Source organism: Mycobacterium ahvazicum (genome assembly GCF_900176255.2).
GTDB lineage: Bacteria > Actinomycetota > Actinomycetes > Mycobacteriales > Mycobacteriaceae > Mycobacterium > Mycobacterium ahvazicum.
Map to the genome: position 1 here is coordinate 1,258,070 of NZ_FXEG02000002.1, position 23,680 is coordinate 1,281,749.

General features: G+C 66.4%; 14 protein-coding genes. 11 read left to right on the top strand and 3 right to left on the bottom strand.

What is annotated here, in order from left to right; translation table 11 throughout:
* Positions 1 to 119 precede the first annotated feature (119 nt).
* Genes MAAFP003_RS08295 through MAAFP003_RS08305 form a run of 3 tightly spaced genes read left to right on the top strand, consistent with a single transcriptional unit; the run spans position 120 to position 4,794 of the window.
* The gene (locus MAAFP003_RS08295; RefSeq protein ID WP_096285997.1) at positions 120 to 1,793 is read left to right on the top strand and encodes a DAK2 domain-containing protein; all 1,674 of its coding nucleotides are present in this window, start codon (positions 120 to 122) and stop codon (positions 1,791 to 1,793) included.
* 2 nt (positions 1,794 to 1,795) lie between these two features.
* On the top strand, positions 1,796 to 4,033 hold the full coding sequence (recG, locus tag MAAFP003_RS08300; RefSeq protein ID WP_096285999.1) for an ATP-dependent DNA helicase RecG: 2,238 nt from the start codon (positions 1,796 to 1,798) through the stop codon (positions 4,031 to 4,033).
* Positions 4,034 to 4,080: 47 nt separating this feature from the next.
* Complete coding sequence (locus tag MAAFP003_RS08305) at positions 4,081 to 4,794, top strand: HNH endonuclease family protein (protein WP_096290973.1); 714 nt, start codon at positions 4,081 to 4,083, stop codon at positions 4,792 to 4,794.
* Between the two features lie 83 nt (positions 4,795 to 4,877).
* Here the strand turns inward: MAAFP003_RS08305 and MAAFP003_RS08310 are convergent, their stop codons facing one another.
* Positions 4,878 to 5,729, bottom strand: a complete 852-nt coding sequence (locus MAAFP003_RS08310; RefSeq protein ID WP_423790865.1) for an aldo/keto reductase — start codon at positions 5,727 to 5,729, stop codon at positions 4,878 to 4,880.
* The gene (locus MAAFP003_RS08315) at positions 5,730 to 6,575 is read right to left on the bottom strand and encodes an aldo/keto reductase (protein WP_096286000.1); all 846 of its coding nucleotides are present in this window, start codon (positions 6,573 to 6,575) and stop codon (positions 5,730 to 5,732) included. It lies immediately after the preceding gene.
* Here MAAFP003_RS08315 and MAAFP003_RS08320 point away from each other — a divergent pair.
* From MAAFP003_RS08320 to coaD, 6 genes are all read left to right on the top strand, one after another.
* The gene (locus MAAFP003_RS08320; RefSeq protein WP_096286002.1) at positions 6,574 to 7,692 is read left to right on the top strand and encodes an alpha/beta hydrolase; all 1,119 of its coding nucleotides are present in this window, start codon (positions 6,574 to 6,576) and stop codon (positions 7,690 to 7,692) included. The two genes, MAAFP003_RS08315 and MAAFP003_RS08320, sit on opposite strands and share 2 nt — an antisense overlap.
* Positions 7,693 to 7,782: 90 nt before the next feature.
* Positions 7,783 to 8,550 (top strand): DsbA family protein, encoded by a 768-nt coding sequence (locus MAAFP003_RS08325; RefSeq protein ID WP_096286004.1) that lies wholly within the window; start codon positions 7,783 to 7,785, stop codon positions 8,548 to 8,550.
* Complete coding sequence (locus tag MAAFP003_RS08330; RefSeq protein WP_423790866.1) at positions 8,547 to 9,185, top strand: vitamin K epoxide reductase family protein; 639 nt, start codon at positions 8,547 to 8,549, stop codon at positions 9,183 to 9,185. Before MAAFP003_RS08325 ends, MAAFP003_RS08330 begins: the two co-directional genes overlap by 4 nt.
* A 10-nt stretch (positions 9,186 to 9,195) precedes the next feature.
* Positions 9,196 to 12,579 (top strand): pyruvate carboxylase, encoded by a 3,384-nt coding sequence (locus MAAFP003_RS08335; RefSeq protein WP_096286006.1) that lies wholly within the window; start codon positions 9,196 to 9,198, stop codon positions 12,577 to 12,579.
* A complete protein-coding gene (gene rsmD, locus MAAFP003_RS08340; protein ID WP_096290976.1) occupies positions 12,576 to 13,130 on the top strand; it encodes a 16S rRNA (guanine(966)-N(2))-methyltransferase RsmD in 555 nt (184 codons plus the stop codon). The genes MAAFP003_RS08335 and rsmD overlap by 4 nt, the downstream gene beginning before the upstream one ends.
* 24 nt (positions 13,131 to 13,154) lie before the next feature.
* Positions 13,155 to 13,628 (top strand): pantetheine-phosphate adenylyltransferase, encoded by a 474-nt coding sequence (gene coaD, locus MAAFP003_RS08345; protein WP_096286008.1) that lies wholly within the window; start codon positions 13,155 to 13,157, stop codon positions 13,626 to 13,628.
* Positions 13,629 to 13,635: 7 nt separating this feature from the next.
* Here coaD and MAAFP003_RS08350 read toward each other — a convergent pair whose 3' ends face one another.
* Positions 13,636 to 15,186, bottom strand: coding sequence for an HNH endonuclease signature motif containing protein (locus tag MAAFP003_RS08350; protein ID WP_096286010.1), 1,551 nt, complete (start codon positions 15,184 to 15,186; stop codon positions 13,636 to 13,638).
* 209 nt (positions 15,187 to 15,395) lie between these two features.
* Here MAAFP003_RS08350 and MAAFP003_RS08355 point away from each other — a divergent pair, with 209 nt between their 5' ends.
* On the top strand, positions 15,396 to 17,000 hold the full coding sequence (locus tag MAAFP003_RS08355; protein WP_096286012.1) for a PfaD family polyunsaturated fatty acid/polyketide biosynthesis protein: 1,605 nt from the start codon (positions 15,396 to 15,398) through the stop codon (positions 16,998 to 17,000).
* Positions 17,001 to 17,643: 643 nt separating this feature from the next.
* On the top strand, positions 17,644 to 23,676 hold the full coding sequence (locus MAAFP003_RS08360) for a type I polyketide synthase (protein WP_096286014.1): 6,033 nt from the start codon (positions 17,644 to 17,646) through the stop codon (positions 23,674 to 23,676).
* Positions 23,677 to 23,680: the final 4 nt, after the last annotated feature.

The following is a 23,680-nucleotide window of genomic DNA, read 5'->3' on the forward strand; positions in this document are numbered from 1 at the left end:
TCGGCTTACTTCTGAGCGCGTCGCCGCGGCTGGCTAGGCTCAATAGGCCGGTCAGCCCATACCGGCAAGATGTGGATTCCGGGCGGTCTGCTCGAAAGGCTCCGAGGAGGTGGGTCGCAGTGGGCAGTTCGGATCGTCTGCTCGACGCACCGGCGCTGCGGGACTGGGCGCACACCGCAGTCAGCGACCTGATCACGCACATCGACGAGATAAACCGTCTCAACGTCTTCCCGGTCGCCGACTCCGACACCGGGGCAAACATGCTGTTCACGATGCGTTCCGCGCTGGCCGAGGCCAACGCCGGGATCGGCGCGGACGCCAGCCCGCGCTGCGTCGCCCGGGTCGCATCCGCCCTGTCCGCCGGTGCGCTCAACGGCGCGCGCGGCAACTCCGGGGTGATCCTGTCGCAGATCCTGCGCGGTATCGCCGACGTCACCGCTACTGCGGCCGCGGGCTCCGGCGGTGAGCTGTCACACATGGACGCGATGCTGCTCGGGGCGGCGTTGCAGCGCGGCGTCGAGCTGGTGATCACCTCGATGGGCGGCCGGGAAGTCCCGGGAACCATCGTCTCGGTGCTGCGGGCGGCTGCCGACGCCGTCGAGAAGTGCGCGAACGACGGGCTGGCCTCGGCCATCACCGCGGCCGGCGACGCCGCCGTCGTCGCGCTGGAAAAGACCCCTGAGCAGCTGGATGTGCTGGCCGACGCCGGTGCCGTGGACGCCGGTGGGCGGGGCCTGCTGGTCCTGCTGGACGCGCTGCGCTCGACGGTCGGCGGCCAGCCGCCCGCTCGCACGGTCTATGAGCTTTCACCACGCGAGCAGCAGGTGGCCGGTGCCCCCGAACGGCCGGCACCGCAGTTCGAGGTGATGTATCGGCTGGACGGAAGCAATCCGCCGGCGGCCAACGCGCTGCGGGACCGGCTGATGAAATTGGGTGATTCCGTGGCCATCGCCGCCGCGCCGTTCACCAACCAGGCCAGCTATTCGGTGCACGTGCACACCGACGACGCGGGCGCGGCCGTGGAAGCCGGATTGGCGGCCGGACGGCTGAGCCGGATCATGGTTTCGTCGCTGAGCTCGGGGGCCGTGGGGTTGCCCGCGGGCAGCTGGACCAAGGAACGGGCCGTGCTGGCGGTCGTCGACGGTAGCGGCGCCGCCGAGCTGTTCGCGGGCGAGGGCGCTCACGTGTTGTCGCCCGCGGCGGACGCGGGCGAACCGGTCACCGGTATCAGTGCCCACCAACTGATGCGGGCCGTGGTCGACACCGGCGCCGCGCAGGTGATGGTGCTGCCCAACGGCTACGTGGCCGCCGAGGAGCTGGTCGCCGGCTGCACCGCGGCCATCGGCTGGGGCATCGACGTGGTGCCGATACCGACCGGGTCGATGGTGCAGGGGCTGGCGGCGCTGGCCGTGCACGAAACGGACCGGCAGGCGGTCGACGACGGCTACACGATGGCGCGTGCCGCCGGCGGCGCCCGGTACGGATCGGTGCGTATCGCCACCGAGAGCGCGCTGACCTGGGCGGGCCGCTGCCAGCCCGGCGACGGCCTGGGCATCGCGGGCGACGAGGTGTTGATCGTGGCCGCCGACGCGCCCGGGGCGGCGATCGGCCTGCTCGATCTGTTGTTGGCGTCCGGTGGTGACCTGGTGACCGTGCTGGTCGGTGCCGGCATCGACGACGATTCGGTGACGGCCATCCTGCAAGAGCACGTCCACGACCGCCATCCGGGCACCGAGCTGGTGACCTACCGCACCGGCCACCGCGGCGACGCTCTGCTGATCGGCGTCGAGTAATCGTGGCGTCGCGCAGCGATCGGCTGGACTACGTGCTGGGCGCCAAGGCGGCGAATTCCCTGGACGAGGTGTTCGGCATCCGCACGGTCGACGACCTGCTGCGCCACTACCCGCGCAGCTATACCGAGACGGCCGCGAGATGGGATGCCGCGGACGGGGCCGAGCGGCCCGAAGTCGGCCAGCACATCACCCTCGTCGACACGATCACCGACACCCACTCGTTCCCGATGAAGAAGAATCCGCGGCGCAAATGCCTGCGCATCACCGTGGGCTCGGGTCGCGGCAAGGTGACGGCGACGTTCTTCAACGCCGACTACCTCAGCAAGGACCTCACCCAGGGCACCCGGGTGATGCTCTCCGGTGAAGTCGGCTACTTCAGAAACGCCATGCAGCTGACCCATCCGGACTTTCTCATCCTGAATTCGCCGAGCGGACGCAACCGCGGCAGCAAATCGCTGAAAACCATCGCCGACACCTCCGCGGGCCTGTCCGGCGAGGAACTGACATCGGTCTTCGACCGCCACTTCTTCCCGATCTACCCGGCCAGCACCAAGCTGCAGAGCTGGGACATCTACGCCTGCGTGCGCCAGGTGCTCGAGGTTCTCGATCCGGTGACCGATCCGCTGCCCGCGGAGTTGCTCGCCGAACACGGTCTGATGTCCGAAGACGCCGCGCTGCGGGCTATTCACCTCGCCGAGGACGAGGCGGAGCGCCGCCGTGCGCGCGAACGATTGACGTTCGACGAAGCCATCGGCCTGCAATGGGCACTGGTTGCACGCCGGCACGGCGAGCTGTCGCAATCGGGACCATCGGCGCCCCGGCGGTCAGACGGTTTGGTCGCGCAACTGTTGGGCCGCTTGCCCTTCGAGCTGACCGCCGGACAGCGCGAAACGCTCGAGGTGCTGTCCGATGGACTCGCGGCAAATCGCCCGATGAACCGGCTGCTGCAGGGGGAGGTCGGCTCGGGCAAGACGATCCTCGCGGTGCTGGCGATGCTGCAGATGGTCGATGCCGGCTACCAGTGCGCACTGCTGGCTCCCACGGAAGTCCTTGCCGCACAACATCTGCGGTCGATCAACGACGTGCTAGGGCCACTGGCGATGGCAGGCCAGCTGGGCGGGGCCGATAGTGAAGGCGGCGTGGCGACCCGGGCGGCGCTGCTGACCGGATCGATGTCGACCGCGCAGAAGAACCAAGTGCGCCGCGAGATCGCCGGCGGTGAGGTCGGCATCGTCATCGGCACGCATGCCCTGCTGCAGGACGTGGTGGAATTCGCCAACCTGGGCATGGTAGTCGTCGACGAGCAACACCGATTCGGCGTCGAGCAACGAGACCAGTTGCGCGCCAAGGCACCTGCGGGCATCACGCCGCACCTGCTGGTGATGACGGCGACGCCGATACCGCGCACCGTCGCGCTGACCGTCTACGGTGACCTGGAAACCTCGACGCTTCGCGAGCTGCCGCGCGGCCGCCAGCCCATCACCAGCAACGTTATTTTCGTCAAGGACAAACCCGCCTGGCTGGACCGCGCCTGGCAGCGCATCCGCGAGGAGGTGGCGGCCGGCCGGCAGGCCTACGTGGTGGCACCGCGCATCGACGAGACCGACGATTCGGGGAAGGGGCCCGAGGACGCGCGCGCGACGGAGACCGCCGAGGGGCTTTATGCCCGCCTGCGGTGCGGTGAGCTGTCAAACGTGCGGCTGGGGCTGATGCACGGACGGTTGGCCGCCGACGACAAGGACGCCGCCATGGCCGCCTTTCGCAACGGCGAGACCGATGTGCTGGTGTGCACCACCGTGATCGAGGTCGGTGTCGACGTCCCCAATGCCACGGTGATGCTGGTGATGGACGCCGACCGATTCGGGATCAGTCAATTGCATCAGCTGCGTGGCCGCATCGGCCGCGGCCGTCATCCGAGCCTGTGCCTGCTTGCCACGTGGAGCTCGCCGGCCTCCGCGGCGGGCCGGCGGCTGACCGCGGTCGCCGCGACGCTGGACGGGTTCGCCCTTTCCGAGCTGGATTTGCGAGAGCGCCGGGAAGGAGATGTGCTGGGCCGCAACCAGTCCGGGCGGGCGATCAATCTGCGGCTGCTGTCGCTGGCCGATCATCTGGCCTACATCGAAGCGGCACGCGAATTCTGCACCCGGGCGTTTGAGGTCGACCGTCAAAATCCCGAATTGGATTCGCTGGCAGCACAATTCACCGACACTGATCGCATCGAATACCTGGATAAGTCGTGACGCCCCAGCGACGATGCAGAGCGGAGCGATGAGCAGAAGTGGTGCAGATTAATCGCAAAGTGCTGCTGTGGTTATCGGCAGTCGCGGTGCTCGCGGTGCTGGTCGCCTACCAGACGCTGGGATCGACATCGGCCAGGCACGCGGAGATCGTCGCGCGCGCCGACGTGCCCACGGTGGCGCCCGGAGTCGATGTGCTGGCCGGCATCGCGGTGGCACCGCTTCGGGTGCACCACTACGACTACCGCAGGTCGGCATTCGGCGATGCGTGGGACGACGACAACGACGCGCCGGGCGGGCACAACGGATGTGACACCCGCGACGACATCCTCGACCGCGATCTCGTCGATAAGACATATGTGGCGATCAAGCGGTGCCCCACCGCCGTTGCCACCGGCACGCTGCACGACCCGTATACCAACACCACGATCGCATTCCAGCGCGGCGCGAAAGTCGGCGAAGCGGTGCAGATCGACCACATCGTCCCGCTCGCCTACGCCTGGGACATGGGGGCTTTCGGCTGGCCGGATGCCGAGCGGTTGCGCTTCGCCAACGATCCGGCCAACCTGCTGGCGGTGCAGGGCCAGGCCAATCAGGACAAGGGTGACCAGGCGCCGGCCCTGTGGATGCCGCCCAACAAGGCGTTCGCCTGTCAGTACTCGATGCAATTCATCGCGGTGCTGAGGGGCTATCAACTCCCGGTGGATCAGGCATCGGCGAGCGTGCTGCGTCAGGCCGCCACTACCTGCCCGGCGGGGCCGTGAGAGCGCGAGTGTGAATCTCGCGACGCGACACGCCGCCGGGGCGTCGTCAGACGCACAGTCGGGGTGCCGGCCCGGCGCCGGCGCTAGGTGCCTTCGTAGGTGTCGGGATCCGGGCGCAGCCGGGTTCCGTCGCTGAGCGCGTTGATCGCGTCCATGTGCTCGGCGGCCAATTCGAAGTCGAAGATGTCGAAGTCGGTGGCGATGTGCTCCGGTGATGCCGAGCGGAAGACGACGGCGTTGCCCAGTTGCACGTTCCACCGCAACAACACCTGCGACGCCGTCTTGCCGTACTCACCGGCCACCGAATTCACGGTCGGATTGTCGTTCAGCTTGCCCAGGGCCAGCGGTGTGTAGGACTGCGTCACGACATTGTGCTGCGCGTTGGTCTTGCGCATGTCGTCTTGGTTCAGCAGCGGGTGCAGTTCGATCTGATTGACCGCCGGAGTGGTGAAGGTCAGGTCGATCACCATCTCGAGGTGTTCGGCGGTGAAATTCGAGACACCGATCGAGCGGGCGTGTCCGGCGGCGCGGACCTGCAGCAGTCCACCGAAAGAGTCCACATACTTGCCCAGCGCCGCAGCCGGCCAATGGATCAGATACAGGTCCAGGTAATCCAGGCCCAATCGTTCGAGGCTGGCTTCGCAGGCATCCTGCGCGCCCTTGAGACCCTGGTCCGCGGTGGCGAGCTTGGTGGTGACGAACAGCTCCGCGCGGGGAATCCCGGATGCGGCAATGGCGCGACCGACGGCTGCTTCATTGCCGTAAGCCGCCGCCGTGTCGATCAGCCGGCAGCCGATCTCCAGCGCCGCCGAGACAGCACGTTCGGTCTCGTCCTCCGACAAATCCGCGACGCCGAGGCCAAGCACCGGCATCGTGTTTTCGTCATTGAGAGTGATCGAGGGCACGGCGAGGCCCGCATCGCCAGTCAACGTCATTCACCTACCTGTGAAACTGAAGGTTCGTGGGTCAGGACCAAGCCGACTTCCGTCGTCGAGGGAGGAAATCGTCGCCATTTCATCGGCGCTGAGATCGAAATCGAACACGTCGAAGTTACTCGCAATCCGGGCAGGGTTCACTGACTTGGGGATCACGATATTACCGAGCTGGATGTGCCATCTGATCAACACCTGGGCGGGTGTCCGCCCACAACCTTGCGCAACGGCGGTGACGGTCGGATTTGTGAGCAGCGCTCCTTGCCCCAGCGGCGCCCATGCCTCGGTCGCGATTCCGCTCTGGGCGTGCACCTTTCGTAGTTCCGTCTGCGGAAAACGAGGATGCAGCTCGATCTGATTGACCGCGGGAACGATGCCAGTGGCATCGATCAGAACCATCAGATGCTCGGGTTCGAAATTGCTGACACCGATGGAGCGGATCCGGCCCTGGTCGCGCAGATGCGCGAACGCCTTGAAGGTTTCGACAAACTTTCCCAGCGCCGGCATCGGCCAGTGGATCAGGTAGAGGTCGAGATAGTCGAGGCCGAGCCGGTCCATGCTGGCGTCGAAGGCCGTCAACGTGCTGTCGTAACCCTGCTCGGAGTTCCACAGCTTGGTCACCACGTAGAGTTGATCCCGCGGCACGTCGGAATCGGCGATCGCGCGCCCGGTTTCCCGTTCATTGCGGTAGGCGGCAGCGGTGTCGATATGCCGGTAACCGGCTTGCAGCGCGGTACGCACCGCCTGCTCGGTCTCTGCCGGAGGGACCTGGAAGACTCCGAACCCGACGGCGGGGATCGCATGACCGTCATTGAGGGTGACTGAGTTTGATTCAAGGGGGCCGGACATGACACAGAGTCTGCCAGGCGCGCCGGACCTGCATCCCGGAGCTCGACGCGGATCGACGCGCTGGGCCGATCGCGTGCAGGACGTCGTCACCAACGTCGGCGTCAAGGCCATTCCCTGGATTCCGACACCGGCGAAGCGGCTGCTATTCGGCGGCCGGTCGATCATCATCGATGGCAACACGCTCGACCCGACGCTGCAGCTGGTCCTGTCCGCGACGCGGCTCTCCGGCATCGAGGGGCTGGACGTCAACGACGACCCGGTGGCGTCGCGGGCGCAGATGCGCCAGACCCTGCTGTCGCTACCCGGTCCCCAGATTCACGTCATGGTCGACGACCTCACGATTCCCGGTCCGGCGGGCGGGATCGGAGCCCGCCACTACCGCCCGGCCAGCGATGGGCCCGCGGACTTACTGGTCTTCTATCACGGCGGCGGCTGGACGATCGGAGATCTGGACACCGCCGATGCGCTGTGCCGCCTGACCTGCCGCGACGCCGGGATTCAGGTGCTGTCGATCGACTACCGGCTGGCGCCGGAGCATCCGGCGCCAGCCGCGATCGACGACGCCTACGCGGCGTTCAAGTGGGCCCACGACCATGCCGGAGAACTCGGCGCGAACCCGGGGCGCGTCGCGGTCGGGGGAGACAGCGCGGGCGGCAACCTGGCCGCCGTCGTGTGCCAGTTGGCGCGCGAAGAGGATGGGCCGGCGCCGCTGCTGCAGTGGCTGATCTACCCGCGGACCGATTTCACCGCGCAGAATCGTTCGCTGAGCCTGTTCGCCCGCGGCTTCCTGCTGACCAAACGCGATATCGACTGGTTCACCGCGGAGTACCTCAACGGCACCGGCATCGACCTGACGGATCCGCGCGTCTCGCCTGCGTATGCCGAGTCATTGTCCGGGTTGGCGCCCGCGCTGATCGCCGTGGCGGGCTTCGATCCGTTGCGCGACGAAGGTCAGGCTTACGCCTCCGCGCTGCAGGACGCCGGCACCCCGGTGGACCTGCGGTACATGGGCTCGCTGACTCACGGATTCGCCAGCCTGTTTCAGCTGGGGGGCGCCAGCGCCGCCGCCACCAGTGATCTGATTTCCGCACTGCGCGCTCACCTGAGCCGGGCCTGATTTGCCGCGCGGCGCTCGCCGGTAATCTAGTACCGCGGTCTCCGACGTAACGCCCGCACGCCGCCCCAACACAGAAGGATCACCGAAGCTGTGGCCGACAAATCGAAACGTCCCCCCCGATTCGACCTGAAGGCGTCAGACGGGAAGTCCGGTCGGCTCATTCAGATCGGCGGCACCGCGTTCATCATCGTCTTCGCGGTCGCGCTGGTGTTCTACATCGTGACATCGCATAAGGACAAGAAGGGTGGCATCGCCGGTCAGGGTGACACCGTTCGCGTCACGTCGAGCAAGGTGGTCAACCAGCCCGGGACGAACAACCCGAAGGCTGTCGTGACGTTTTATGAGGACTTCTTGTGCCCGGCCTGCGGCAATTTCGAGCGCACCTTCGGGCCGACGGTCGCCAAGCTGATCGATTCCGGAGCCATCGCGGCCGACTACTCGATGGTGGCCATTCTCGACAGCTCCAAGAACCAGAACTATTCGTCGCGGGCGGGGGCGGCAGCGCTGTGCGTCGCCGACGAGAACATGGACGCGTTCCGCCGTTTTCACACCGCACTGTTCACGACCGGTATCCAGCCCGACGAGCGGGGGAGCAGCTTCCCCGACAACGCCAAATTGATCGAACTCGCCCGCGAGGCCGGCGTCGTCGGCAAGGTGCCCGATTGCATCAACAGCGGGAAGTACATCTCCAAGGTCAGTGGCGAAGCCTCGGCCGCGGGCATCACCGCGACCCCGACGATCAAGATCAACGGTGAGAACTACGAGCCGTCGACACCCGATGCGCTGGTCGGAAAGATCAAGACCATAGTGGGCGACGTGCCGGGTATCGACGCACCCGTCGCTCCTCCGGCTTCGTGACGGTCCCGGTGTCGGTCGAACCCGCCGGGCGGTCCGGCGATCCGACATCGGCTTCGACGCGTGATCCATCGGTACCGACGGCCAGCGCGTGGTGGGTGCTGATCGCCGGAGCGATCGGGCTGGTCTCGTCGGCGACCCTGACCGTCGAGAAGATCGACCTCCTGCTCAACCCGTCGTATGTGCCGTCGTGCAACCTCAACCCGATCCTGTCGTGCGGTTCGGTGATGGTTACGCCGCAGGCGTCGTTGTTCGGCTTTCCAAACCCGCTGCTGGGCATCGGGGCGTTCACCGTGGTGCTAGTTGCCGGCGTCCTGGCGGTGGCGAAAGTTGAGCTACCCCAGTGGTTTTGGGTTTCGCTCGAGGTCGGACTGCTGGTCGGAGCGGGGTTCGTGCACTGGCTGATCTTCGAAAGTCTGTACCGGATCGGGGCGTTGTGTCCGTATTGCATGGTGGTGTGGGCGATGACGATCACGCTGCTGGTGGTGGTCGGGTCCATCGTGTTTCGTCCGGCACTCGACAGCACCGCTGCGCGGTTGCTCTATCAATGGCGATGGTCGATCACCGCGCTGTGGTTCACCGCGGTGTTTCTGCTGATCATGGTGCGGTTCTGGGACTATTGGTCGACACTTCTGTAAGGAGTCGCGGGTGATCTCCAAGGTGCTGGTGGCCAATCGCGGTGAGATCGCGATACGCGCGTTCCGCGCAGCCTACGAACTCGGCGTCGGCACGGTGGCCGTGTATGCGTACGAGGACCGCAACTCGGTACATCGGCTCAAGGCCGACGAGTCGTATCAGATCGGCGACGTCGGTCATCCGGTGCGCGCTTACCTGTCGGTCGACGAGATCGTCGAAACCGCCGCCCGGGCCGGCGCCGACGCCGTCTATCCCGGGTACGGCTTCCTGTCGGAGAACCCGGCCTTGGCCGCGGCCTGTGCGGCCGCCGGCATCACGTTCGTCGGTCCCAGCGCCGAAATCCTTGAACTGACCGGGAATAAGGCACGGGCAATCGAGGCCGCCCGCGAAGCCGGGCTGCCCGTGCTCGCATCTTCGGCGCCCTCGGCGTCGGTCGAGGAGCTGGTGTCCGCCGCCGCCGACATGCGGTTTCCGTTGTTCGTCAAGGCTGTTGCCGGCGGCGGGGGACGAGGTATGCGGCGCGTCGCCGACATCGATGCGCTGACCGAGGCGATCGAGGCCGCCAGCCGTGAGGCCGAGTCGGCGTTCGGTGACCCGACGGTCTATCTCGAGCAGGCGGTGGTCAAGCCGCGCCACATCGAGGTGCAGATCCTGGCCGACAATACCGGAAACGTGATCCACCTGCACGAGCGCGACTGCAGCGTGCAGCGCCGTCACCAGAAGGTCATCGAATTGGCGCCCGCGCCAAACCTTTCCGCGGAGTTGCGCGACATGATCTGCGCCGACGCCGTCTCCTTCGCCCGGCATATCGGGTACAGCTGTGCCGGCACCGTGGAGTTCCTGCTGGACGAGAGCGGTCATTACGTCTTCATCGAGATGAATCCGCGGATTCAGGTGGAGCACACCGTGACCGAGGAGATCACCGACGTCGACCTGGTGTCCAGCCAGTTACGCATCGCCTCCGGCGAGACGCTGGAGGATCTGGGCCTGAGCCAGGAGAACATCCGGCCGCACGGCGCCGCACTGCAATGCCGGATCACCACCGAGGATCCGGCCAACGGGTTCCGTCCCGACACCGGGCGGATCAGCACGTACCGCAGTCCCGGCGGTGCCGGCATCCGTCTGGACGGCAGCACCAACCTCGGCGCGGAGATCAGCGCCCACTTCGATTCGATGCTGGTCAAGTTGACCTGCCGGGGCCGCGACTTCCACACGGCGGTGTCCCGGGCCCGGCGCGCGATCGCTGAGTTCCGGATTCGCGGGGTGTCGACGAATATTCCTTTCCTGCAAGCGGTTCTGGACGATCCGGATTTCCAGGCCGGGCGGATCACCACGTCGTTCATCGATGAGCGCCCACACCTGCTGACCGCGCGCGGCTCGGCCGACCGGGGCACCAAGATCCTCACCTACCTGGCCGATGTGACGGTCAACCATCCGCATGGCACGCACCCGTCGACGGTCTACCCACACGACAAGCTGCCTTTGGTCGATCTCGAGGCCGAGCCGCCGGCCGGATCAAAGCAGCGGCTAGTTGAGTTGGGGCCCGAGGGTTTTGCGCGCTGGCTGCGCGAGTCACCGGCGGTGGGCGTGACCGACACGACCTTCCGCGATGCCCACCAGTCGCTGCTCGCGACCCGGGTGCGCACCAGTGGGCTGATGATGGTGGCGCCCTATCTGGCCCGGACGATGCCGCAACTGCTGTCGGTCGAGTGCTGGGGTGGCGCCACTTACGATGTGGCGCTTCGCTTCCTGAAAGAGGATCCTTGGGAGCGGCTGGCCACGCTGCGCGAAGCGATGCCCAACATCTGTCTGCAGATGCTGCTGCGAGGCCGAAACACGGTGGGGTACACGCCATATCCGGAACTGGTCACCTCGGCGTTCATCGAAGAGGCGACCGCGACCGGTATCGACATCTTCCGCATTTTCGACGCGCTCAACAACCTGGACTCGATGCGCCCGGCTATCGATGCCGTTCGCGAAACCGGTTCAGCGATTGCCGAAGTCGCGATGTGCTACACCGGTGACCTGTCCGACCCGGGGGAGCGGCTCTACACGCTGGACTACTACCTGAAGCTGGCAGAGCGGATCGTGGACGCAGGCGCGCACGTGCTGGCCATCAAGGATATGGCCGGGCTACTACGGCCGCAGGCGGCACATCAGTTGGTCAGCGCGTTGCGCAGTCGGTTCGACCTGCCCATCCACGTACACACCCACGACACCCCGGGCGGCCAGCTGGCCAGCTATATGGCCGCCTGGCACGCGGGTGCCGACGCCGTCGACGGTGCCGCCGCGCCACTGGCGGGCACCACCAGCCAGCCGGCACTGAGCTCGATCGTCGCCGCCGCCGCGCACACCGAGCACGACACCGGTCTGTCGCTCTCGGACGTATGCGCACTGGAGCCGTACTGGGAGGCGCTGCGAAAGGTCTACGCGCCCTTCGAATCCGGGCTTCCCGGTCCGACGGGGCGGGTCTATCACCACGAAATCCCGGGTGGCCAATTGTCGAACCTGCGCCAGCAGGCGATCGCGCTGGGATTGGGCGATCGATTCGAAGAGATCGAAGAGGCGTACGCGGGTGCCGACCGCGTGCTGGGCAGGCTGATCAAGGTCACTCCGTCGTCGAAGGTGGTCGGCGACCTGGCGCTGGCCCTGGTCGGTTCAGGGCTGACCGCAGACGAATTCGCTTCGGAGCCTTCGCGATTGGACATCCCGGAATCGGTGGTGGGATTCCTGCGTGGCGAGCTCGGGGATCCGCCCGGTGGCTGGCCGGAGCCGCTGCGCAGCGCCGCGCTGGAGGGCCGCGGGCCCGCCAAGCCGGTTCAGCAGCTCAGCGGAGAAGACGAGGCCGGGCTCGCGTTGAGCGGTACCAAACGCCAAGCCACCCTCAATCGACTGCTATTCCCCGGTCCGACAAAGGAATTCGAGGAGCACAGGGAAACCTACGGCGACACGTCGCATCTGTCGGCCAATCAGTTCTTCTACGGTCTGCGGCAGGGCAAAGAGCACCAGGTGACACTGGAACGCGGGGTCGACCTGTTGATCGGTCTGGAGGCCATCTCCGAGCCCGATGAGCGCGGCATGCGCACGGTGATGTGCATCATGAACGGCCAGCTGCGTCCGGTGCTGGTGCGCGACCGCAGCATTGCCAGCACGATCCCGACCGCCGAGAAGGCCGAACGAAACAACGCCGACCACATCGCGGCGCCCTTCGCCGGGGTCGTCACCGTGTCAGTGGCAGAGGGCGATCGGGTGAGCGCGGGCCAGACCATCGCCACGATCGAGGCGATGAAGATGGAAGCGCCGATCACCGCTCCGAAGGACGCCACCGTGGACCGGGTGGCGGTGTCGAGCACCGCGCAGGTCGAGGGTGGGGATTTGCTGGTGGTGCTGAGCTGACGCGCATCATCGGCGGCGTCGCCGGAGGGCGACGCCTCGCAGTGCCGCCGCGCGGGACCCGGCCGACCACCGATCGGGTGCGTGAGTCGTTGTTCAACATCGTCACCGCGCGGCGTGATCTGACCGGCTTGGCGGTGCTCGACCTCTACGCGGGCTCGGGCGCACTGGGTCTGGAAGCGCTCTCGCGCGGCGCGGCCTCGGCGCTGTTCGTCGAGTCCGATCAGCGCACCGCGGCCGTCATCGCGCGCAACATCGACGCCCTGGGTCTGCCGGGCGCGACGCTGCGCCGGGGCTCGGTGGCCGCGGTGCTGGCCGGCGGGACCGCATCCCCGGTCGATCTGGTGCTCGCCGACCCGCCCTACGACGTCGAGGCCGCCGAGGTCGAGGCGGTCCTGACCGCGCTGAGCGCTCATGGCTGGGTGCGCGCGGCCACGGTCGCAGTCGTCGAGCGGGCCGCCGCCGGCGCCTCGCTGACCTGGCCGGACGGCTGGACCTCATGGCCGGAGCGAATTTACGGCGACACCCGTTTGGAGCTGGCCGAATATGACTGAGACGCCCTGCTACCTTGGTCGCTTATGAGCGGCGCCGTATGCCCGGGCTCATTCGACCCGGTGACGTTGGGCCACATCGACGTCTTCGAACGCGCCGCGGGTCAGTTCGACGAGGTCGTCGTGGCGATCCTGACCAACCCCGCCAAGAAGGGAATGTTCGAGATCGACGAGCGCGTGGCGATGATCGAGGAAGCGACGGCTCATCTGCCGAATCTGCGTGTCGAGGTCGGGCAAGGCCTGGTGGTGGACTTCGTCACCTCCCATGGGATGACCGCGATCGTCAAGGGCCTGCGCACCGACACCGATTTCGAGTATGAGTTGCAGATGGCGCAAATGAACAAGCACATCGCCAACGTGGACACCTTCTTCGTGGCGACCGCGCCGCAGTATTCGTTCGTGTCGTCGTCGTTGGCCAAAGAGGTCGCGATGATGGGCGGCGACGTCTCGAAGCTGTTGCCGGAGTCGGTGAATCGCCGTCTGCGCGAAAGGCTTTCGTGAGGCTTTATCAATAGGGCGGGTCGTCGGGCAACCGCGTCGGGGCGTCGGGGACCCAATCATCGGGTAGTTCCTCGGGCTCGCGGGGTTCGTTGATCCAGGTGCAGAACGGGCTGGTGCTCGATGCGCCCTTGAATGCGAACAGACTGTCGCGCATATAGTTTCGGAACTTGCGCGCGGCAACTTCCTCTTTGCGGGCTTGCGACCGCCGATTCTGCATGCGCGCTTGACTGATCCGAGCACGTCGCTGCTTGGATCTGTCACGTCGCACCGGAGTCGGTGTGGCACACGCCGGTCCGCGCGCGTGAGCGAAAAGATCCGCCCCGGCCGGGTGCGTCCGGTATACCCGCCCGCTGGGTGAGGTCCAGTCGACGGTGCCGTCGGCAAGTTGTGTGTCGCGCCATCCACCGTGGAAGGTCTTCAGCCGATGATGTTGGCGACAAAGGCATTTGAGATTGTGTGCCACCGTCAGGCCACCGGCTGTTGGGTCCTGGTGGTTGAACGGGATGGTGTGGTCGATATCACATACCACTGCGGGACGGCTACAGCCCGGGAAGCGACAGGTCAGATCCCGGCAACGAACAAAGCGTTCGAGTGCCGCGGATGGCTGGTAGCGCAGTGCCTCCGCCGGGCTGGAGAGCGGGTTGGCAACGAGTTGTGCTGCGGCGCCGGACAATTCACGTACCTGCTCGGCGTCGATGATCCCGTAACCCTCGAGGTAGCCCGGCTCATCGCCGTCGGCATAGACCGTTTGTGCGCTGGCGACCACGTTGATGACCACCCGCACACCGGCTGAATCCGGATCGCTGTCGTCGGCGCCGGCCGTGGCAGGACAGTTCGGCTGTTCGCAGCGGCACACCAGGGCCCGCCCCTGCGTCAGCGCGGCCAAGGCGTCGGCACGGCGCTGATCCATCGTCCGCGGGTCGGCGGCGCACACTTGGCCCGCGAGTTGCGAGAGCCGACGATCGAAGGCGGTCGCGGCCGTGGCCCCGACGGTGCCGTAGATGTCCGCCATCCCGTTGTTCAGCGTGCTGATCGCGATATACCGGTCATTCTCGGCGGTCTCGCGTCGTTGACGGGCAGCATCGGGATCGACCGCCCGCACCGTGGCGTCGACCGCATTGACGATGCGTTGTCGTGACCAGCCGTGCCATTTCCCGATGCGGGTGGCCAGTGAACGGTCGACCTCGGCGATCAGCCGGTCATCGGTGATCAGGTCGGTGCGGCTGATGATCAACCGGACGGTGCGCCAATCGGTGCGGCCCTCCGACAGCAGAGCCGCGAGGTTGGGAAGCCGGGTATCCAGCGACTCCGCGTATGTCACCAGATAACTTGCCGCCATCGGGGAGAGGTTCATCGCGGCGGCCACCTCGGCCGCGGTCCGCTCGAACCCGTCGATCACGGCATAGCCATGCCCGCGTTCGGTCTGCTTGGTGGCGGCCGCCCGGTGCCGAAGCAATGCCGCCACGGCGGCCATCCGCCGCGCCACCAGCATCGACTCCTGCCGGTGCGTTGACTCGATCTCCGTCACCAGATCGGCGGGATCGGCTGATTCGAACACAAGTTCGATTATAGGAGAGTGCCCCGACAACTTTCCGGACGGAGTTGAGATTCCTCAGCCGCACGGTCGCGGTCCATGAGAAGCTCATTCTTGATTTTTCGACAGACGGCTTCGGCCACCGCGGGGGATACGCGTCAACGCTGTGATGGAAGGACTCGGCAGTGGATGAGCGACCTACCGCTGTATTAAGCGATCGCACCGAAGCGGCTGTGAGCCCTAGCTTGGGCGGCTGGCGAGCGACGACCGCGCCGGCGGCGTTCGCGCCGCAAGACATCGCTCACATCCTGCAGTACGTGCGCCACCCGGTTCATGTCGTCCGCGAGGACGCCACCGGTCAGCTGGGCCTGGCGATGGGCGGCGAACTGGTCGGCGCCGGTGGGGCCGACATATCACTGATGGGGACGCTTCCGCCGATCTATCCGGAATGGCTCGGCGACCGCGAGTTCTGCGAGTCCCACGGGATCCGCTTCCCCTACGTCACCGGTGCCATGGCCAACGGGATCGCCACTCCTGCACTTGTGGTGGCCATCGCGGAGGCCGGGATGCTGGGCTTCTTCGGCGCGGGCGGCCTCTCGTTCGCTGCCGTCGAACGAGGGCTGGCGGAGATTCAGGCGAGGCTGGCCGGCAGGCCACTTGCCTGGGGCGCCAACCTGATCCACTCGCCCAACGAGGTTGCGCTCGAGGGCCGGGTCGCCGAGCTGTTCATCGAACGGGGCGTCCGCGTCGTCGAGGCCTCGGCGTTCATGAAGCTGACCCTCGCGGTCGTGCACTACGCCCTGTCGGGCCTGTCGACCGATCCGGCCGGCGCGATCGTTCGCAAGAACCACGTGATGGCCAAGATCTCGCGTCCCGAGGTCGCCCGCATGTTCATGGAGCCCGCGCCCGCGGCGTTGGTGTCGGCGCTCGTCGCGTCCGGCAAGCTGACTCAGCGGGAAGCCGAGCTCGCGCCGCATGTACCGGTGGCCGAAGACATCACGGTCGAGGCCGACAGCGGCGGCCACACCGACAACCGCCCGCTGCCGGCGTTGTTCTCGGAAATCGTCCTGCTGCGCGACAAGCTGGCACAGCAGCACGGCCTGGCCACCCGGATCCGCGTGGGTGCCGCCGGGGGGCTTGGAACACCACAGTCGGTCGCGGGCGCGTTCGCGATGGGCGCCGCCTACGTACTGACCGGCTCGGTCAACCAGTCGTGCATCGAGTCGGGCCTTTCGCCGCACGCCCGCGGGATGCTGGCCAAGGCCGGAGTGGCCGACGTGATGATGGCCCCGGCGTCCGACATGTTCGAGATGGGCGTGAACCTCCAGGTCCTCAAGCGTGGTGCCATGTTCGGCCCCCGGGCGAAGAAGCTCTACGAGTGGTATGCGGCCAACCCCAACCTGAGTGCCGTCGTGGACAAGCACGGTGCGGAGCTGGAGAAAATCCTCGGCAAGAGTGTCGGGGAGGTCTGGGCCGAAACACATCAGTACTGGGAGCAGCGCGACCCCGCGGTGCTTGAACTCGCGACCCGAGACTCGAAATATCAGATGGGGCTGGTCTTCCGCTGGTACCTCGGCAAATCAAGCCGGTGGGCGATCGATGGGCAACTGGATCGTGTCCTGGACTACCAGATCTGGTGCGGCCCCTCGATGGGAGCCTTCAACAGCTGGGTGGTGGGTAGCTATCTGGAGGACGCCGAGCAGCGGACAGTCGATCAAGTAGCGCTGAATTTGCTTGAGGGCGCCACCCACATCAGCCGGGCCCACCAGGCTCGCAAATGCGGTGTGCCCGTTCCGGCGCAAGCGTTCAACTACACCCCACGCCCGCTTTCTTTGTAGGTGTTTCCGGCCTGCAGCAGACGAATGCGGGCCCTTTCCGCATGGCGACAAACTGTGCCGGTGTTGCGGAATTGTGAGCTGCTGACGTGCGGTTAGCGCATTGTGATCCGATAATTCCGCGGAGACGACCCGCTTTCGGGGCGCACCGAAGCTGACACGGCCTATTCACGTGCTCGCAAAAGGCGGCGGAACGCGAACAATATCCAGATATTTCCTGTTACTCGTCAGTAACCGCGAATTGACGGATTTGGTGACGCCTGAATTCAACGCCGCCGACCGCCGCAGCGGCGTATCCAGGCGCTTTAGCAAAGCTCGCCGGGTGTGTTTACGCGTGCGCCCGGCGGCTGTTGGCGCGGAGACCGTACGCACGGTGTGCGACAACGGAAATTGCTGGCAGAGGCACCCGAATCACCCATAACCAACTATGTCAACCCGCAAAACCGTTGGTCATCACCGGCCCGGAATGTCGGTCAAACGGTATTGACAGTTCGTCAGTACAACAGGCGCGGTTCTGATATGGTCCCCGCGAGCGCTCGGCCTGTCTGGGGGGACAGGTCAATGCAGCAAAACCCGGACGATCAATCTTCGGCGTGCCGCAAGTAAACACTCGATGTTGCTCGTCTAGCCAATGCAAAGGTGATCGATGGCATCCAAGCACCCCCCAGTTGCGGTTGTTGGCGTCAGCGCGCTGTTTCCCGGGTCTCCCGAAGCCGAGCGCTTCTGGCGCAACATCATCGGCGGCGTCGACCTGTTCTCCGAGGTCCCCGAGTCACACTGGCGCATTGACGACTACTACCACCCCGATCCGCATATGCCGGACAAGGTATACGCGCGTCGCGGCGGATTCTTGCCTGATGTCGACTTTTCACCAATGGATTTCGGCATTCCGCCGAACGTTATGCCCGCGACCGATACCGCCCAGCTGCTTGCACTACGGGTCGCGCAACAAGTTTTAGAGGACGCGGCGGGTGGTGATTTTTCTCACATCGATCGCGAACGGATCAGCGTCATCCTCGGTGCCTCCGGCGGCACGGAGCTGATCACCTACATCAGCGGCCGTCTGCACCGGCCGGTTTGGGAGCGAGGACTGCGGGCTGCCGGTCTGTCGGAGCCCGAGGTTGCCGCGTTCAGCAAAAGCGTGACGTCGAACTACGCGACCTGGCAGGAGAACACCTTCCCCGGGCTGCTCGGCAACGTGATCGCCGGGCGGATCGCCAACCGCTTCGATCTCGGCGGTACCAACTGCGTCATCGACGCGGCATGTGCCAGCTCGCTGGCAGCACTCGAAGCCGGGCTGCACGAGCTATACCTCGGCGAATCGGACATGGTGCTCGCCGGCGGAGTCGATGCCTTCAACGACATCTTCATGTACATGTGCTTCGCCAAGGTGACGGCGCTGTCGGCCAGTGGCGACTGCCGCCCCTTCTCCGACCAGTCCGACGGCACGATGCTGGGCGAAGGACTGTCCATGTTCGCGCTCAAGCGTCTCGACGACGCCGAGCGCGAGGGCGACCGGATCTACGCGGTGATCCGGGGCATCGGCACCTCCTCGGACGGCCGGGCAAAGAGCATCTATGCGCCCAGCCCGGCTGGTCAGGCGAAGGCCCTACGGCGCGCCTATGAGGCTGCGGGCTACGGCCCGGAAACGGTCGGGCTCGTCGAAGCGCACGGCACCGGGACCAAAGCCGGGGACGCCGCCGAGTTCGAAGCGTTGCGGGAGGTCTTCAACGCGTCGGGGCGCGAGGATCGGCAGTGGTGCGCACTCGGCTCGGTCAAGTCCCAGATCGGGCACACCAAGGGTGCGGCTGGCGCGGGTGGGCTGTTCAAGGTGGTGATGGCGCTGCACCACAAGGTATTGCCGCCGACGATCAAGATCGACCGGCCGAACCCGGCCCTCGAGATCGAGCAGTCGCCGTTTTACCTTTCCACCCAGTCCAAGCCATGGCTGGCCGACAACGGTGTTCCCCGGCGTGCGTCGGTCAGCTCGTTCGGCTTCGGCGGCACCAACTTTCACGTCGCCGTCGAGGAGTACGCGGGCACCGGAAAGCGTGCCTATCGGTTCCGCTCGTGGGATTCCGAACTGGTCGTGCTCGGCGCGCCTTCTGCGGCGGCGCTCTCCGAGCAAGCCGCTGCGCTGTCGGCATCGCTGGTCGACAGTCCGGACATGCTCAGCTGGATCGCGCGCAACACGCAAGCCGCGTACAACGCCGCGCAACCTCACCGGCTGGCTGTCGTCGCCGACAGTATTGCGACCTTGCAGACCATGCTCGACGACGTCGCGGCGAAGCTCAGCGCGGCGGATGTCCCGTCGTCGTTCGCCTCCCCGAGGGGCTACTTCTACTCGGCGCAGCGACCGGGGCCCGTCGCATTGCTGTTCCCGGGACAGGGCAGCCAGTACGTCGGCATGGGCGCCGACCTGCCGCAGCTTCACGAGTCTGCGTTGGCGGCATGGGAGTGCGCGCGAGCTGACCGGTTGAATGCCGATCGCGATCTGCACGACGTCGTCTGGCCGAAGACGGCCTTCGCCGATGACGAGCGCGCGCGGCAGGCGGCCGAGCTGACGAAAACCGAGTGGGCACAACCGGGTATTGGCGCGCACAGTCTGAGTCTGCTCTCGGTGATTCACTCGCTGGGCATTGCACCCGTTGCCGTCGGTGGTCACAGCTTCGGCGAAGTCACCGCGCTAAGTGCCGCAGGAGTTTTCAGCGGCGAGGTGGCGCTGCAGATTGCGCGTAAGCGCGGTGAGCTGATGGCCGAAGCGGCCACTAACAGCGACGGCGCGATGTGTGCGGTGACAGCGCCCGTCGAGCAGGTCCGCCAACTGATTGGGGAGTGGGGGCTCCCGGTTGTCATCGCGAACCACAATGCTCCCGATCAGGCTGTGCTGTCCGGGAATAGCACCGCCATCGACCACGCGGCGCAGCGGTTTGCCGCGGCGGGCATCAAGGCGCGACGCCTGGATGTCGCTACCGCATTCCATTCCGACATCGTCAGCCCGGCGGCGGTCCCATTCGGTTCATTCCTGGCCGGTGTCGCGTTCGGCATGCCCGAGGTGCCCGTCTACGCCAATGCGACAGCGCAGCCGTATGCCGGTGATGCCCAACAAATGCGGACCACGCTTGCCAACCAGATCGCTCAGCCGGTGCGGTTCGTCGAGCAGATTCAGGCAATGTGGCGCGCCGGTGCGCGCACCTTCATCGAGGTCGGCCCCGGCGGCGTGCTGACAAATCTTGTCGGCAAGTGTCTCGCCGGCGAGGAGCACTCCGCGGTGTCGCTGGATGCCAAGGGCCGCAATGGCATTCGATCGCTGTGGATCGGATTGGCCCAACTCGTCGCCGCGGGCGTCCCGATGAATTTCGAGGACCTGTGGGCCGACTATCGCATCGGCGACGATCCGCGCAACCGCGAGAAGCCGAAGCTGACCTTGAAGATCAACGGATCCAATTATGGACGGCCGCCAATCAGCGATGAGGCTGTGCGGCGACCGTCCGATACCGAAACAATTCTCGTCCGCAGTGGCCGCAGCAACGGGCACAGGACCGAATCGGAGTCCAAATCTATGCCATCTGAATCCATTACCCCCGTGGTCCACATCAACGGCACGCCGTCCGCGGTCCCGCCGCCGGCGCCGGTTGCCCCGACGGTGATGCCCGCCGCGCCCGCGGCCGCGCTCAACGGTCATGCCGCGAGCAATGGCAACGGTCATGCCGTCAGCAATGGCAATGGCAATGGCCACCTCGGTGCGTCCGCGACCGCCGTGATCGCTCCGCCTGCGCCGGTGACGATGGCGGCTCCTGCGCCTGTCGCGGCGCCCGCGGCCGCACCCGTGCTGAGTGCCGAAGCGGTGACGGAGATGATCGCAGCGGTAGGAACGCTGCGGGACGCCTTCGACAGCCTGCAACGCGTTTTGCAAGGTCTGGTGGCCCCGTCGGCGGCGACCGCGCCACTTGCTCCAATTCCGGCTACTGCCAACGGAACTGCATTGGTGACCCCGGTCGCTCCGCCTGCCCCGGCCCCGTCGGCGGCGACGGCTGCGGTGGCCCCGGTGGTTGTGTCGGTGGTGGGGGTGGATTTGGTGGGTCAGATGTTGGATGTGGTGGCGGAGAAGACGGGTTATCCCGTTGAGATGCTTGATTTGTCGATGGCGTTAGAGGCGGATTTGGGCATCGATTCGATTAAGCGGGTGGAGATTTTGTCGGGGGTGCAGGAGCGGGTTCCGGTGTTGCCTGATGTGGAGACTGGGGCGATGGCGTCGTTGGGGACGTTGCAGGAGATTGTTGATTATCTGCAGTCGCTGATGGCCCCCGTCGCCCACACTGGCGCCCCACCGATGCATGCCCCACCGCCGGTCCCTGCCATCTCCAGCGGCGCCATGGCGGGTGACCGCCTCCCTTTTGAGTTAGCCGGAGTAGCGATCGCGCGCCACGCGGTGCGCGCAATCGCTGCTCCGGCAAGCGGAATGGCGATGCCGGGCCTCTACAATGCCGCCAACGTGGAGATTGTCGCCGCCGCACCGGGCGTCGGTGAGGCCCTGGCCGGCCTCCTTCGCGACCACGGGATCAGCGCCACCACCGTTAACCAGCCGAGCGCCAGCGCCGAGGCCGTGATCCACCTCGGCGGGCTGCAGCAGACAACCAGCCGGGAAGACTTGCTGGCCCTCAACCGCGCGGTCTTCGCCGATGCACAACGCATCGCCGCGCGATATGAAGAACACGGCGGCGTCTTCGTCACCGTTGCGGATACCGGCGGCACCTTCGGTCTGCTCACCGAGCCGGGCTCGCGCGCATGGGCCGGCGGCATCGGCGCCCTGGCCAAGACAGCCGCGCAGGAATGGCCCAGGGCACAAGTCAAGGCCATCGACATCGCGGCCGCACAGCTTGCCCCGACCGCCATCGCCGAGCACATCGCGCAGGAGATATTGGCGGGTGGGGCCGAATTGGAAGTCGGTCTGGGCAGCGCGCACGGACGAGTCACGGTGGTCGCCGACGCGGCGCCGGTGGCCACCCACACCCGTCGCATCGACCAGCGTGACGTCATTGTCGTCTCGGGTGGCGGCCGCGGAGTGACCGCCGCGTCGGTGATCGCGCTGGCGGAACAGACTCGGGCCAGCTTCGTGCTGATCGGGCGCACCGAACTCGGCGACGAACCAGCCGCCGCGCGGGGGCTGACATCCGACGCCGAACTCAAGCGCGCCTTGCTGACTGGCGCTGCGGCACAAGGACTTAAGCTGACGCCCAAGCAGCTCGAACAACAGGTGCAGCGCATCCTGGCCGATCGCGAGGTGCGCGCCACGCTTGCTGCCCTATCCGCCGCCGGCTCGCGGGTCCGCTACGCCACGGCCGATGTGCGCGATGCGTCTCAACTCGGCGCGCTGCTTGACCGCGTGCGCGCCGACTTCGGGCCCATCACCGGGTTGGTCCACGGCGCCGGTGTATTGGCCGACGCGCCTTTGCACAAGAAGACCCTGGACGGATACGACCGTGTCTTCGAGACGAAGGTCGGCGGTCTGTGCGCCCTGCTCGACGCGACAGCCGGTGACTCGCTGAAGCTGGTCTGCCTGTTCTCGTCGGTGGCAGCACGCAGCGGCAACGTCGGCCAAAGCGACTACGCCATGGCCAACGAGATACTCAACAAGGTCGCCCTGGCCGAACAGGCCCGCCGCGGTCCCGGCTGCCTTGTTCGCGCATTAGGCTGGGGCCCTTGGGATTCGGGTATGGTGACGCCCGGTCTCAAGGCGATGTTCGAGTCCCGGGGAATCTCTTTGATCCCGCTTGCCGACGGTGCCCACGCATTCGTCTCCGACGTGCTGGACGGGCAGACGGCCAGTCCGGAGGTGATCCTCGGAGACGGCGTATTGGCAGGTGTGCCAACCCATCCGGTGTCCGCCGAGGGCCGGGTCGCGCGTGTGGTGGCCCAGGCCGCCCGCCAACCGTATCTGGCCGACCACCGCATCCAGGGCAACGTGGTCCTGCCCATCGTGCAGGCGCTGGAATGGTTTGTGCGGATGGCGCAGGCGTGCCGCCCAGGCCAGCGTGTGGATCGCGTCGTCGACCTGCGGGTGCTGCGCGGCGTGACGCTGTCCGAGTTCGACCAACGCGGGGACGCACTGCTGGTGCGTTGCGCGTCGATCGATGGTCACCCACATCGGCTGGCGTGCACGTTGTCCGACGCTTCCGGATCGAACGCCTACTATTCCGCGACGCTCGAAATAGGCAGGGGCTCAACGGCGGTGCCGACTCTGGCTAGCGCGCCGGCCGGCGGCAAACAGCTCAACCGCGATACCTGCTACACCAACGGTGCGCTCTTCCACGGTCCCGCCTTCCAGGTCCTCGAGGGCGTCGACTGCCAGACGTCGTCCGCCACGGCCCCCTTGTACGGGCTCTCGGTGGCGGGTTGGGCGGGGGAAGGCTGGGCGACCGATCCGGCCGCGCTCGACGGCTGCCTGCAAGCGGCACTGGTGTGGAGCTTTGAACAGCTCGGGGCCAAGGTGCTGCCGCTGCGGGTGGGCGAGATCGTGCGCTACCGAGCCGGTGCGCTCGGCGATGGGCTGCGCTGCGTGCTCTCCAATGGCGCGGCGAAAAACAGCCGAACCGTCTGCGACCTGGACCTCGTTGACGCGGACAATCACGTGGTTGTCAGCATCAAGCGGCTTGAGATGTACCCCTACGGCAGCTGATCTC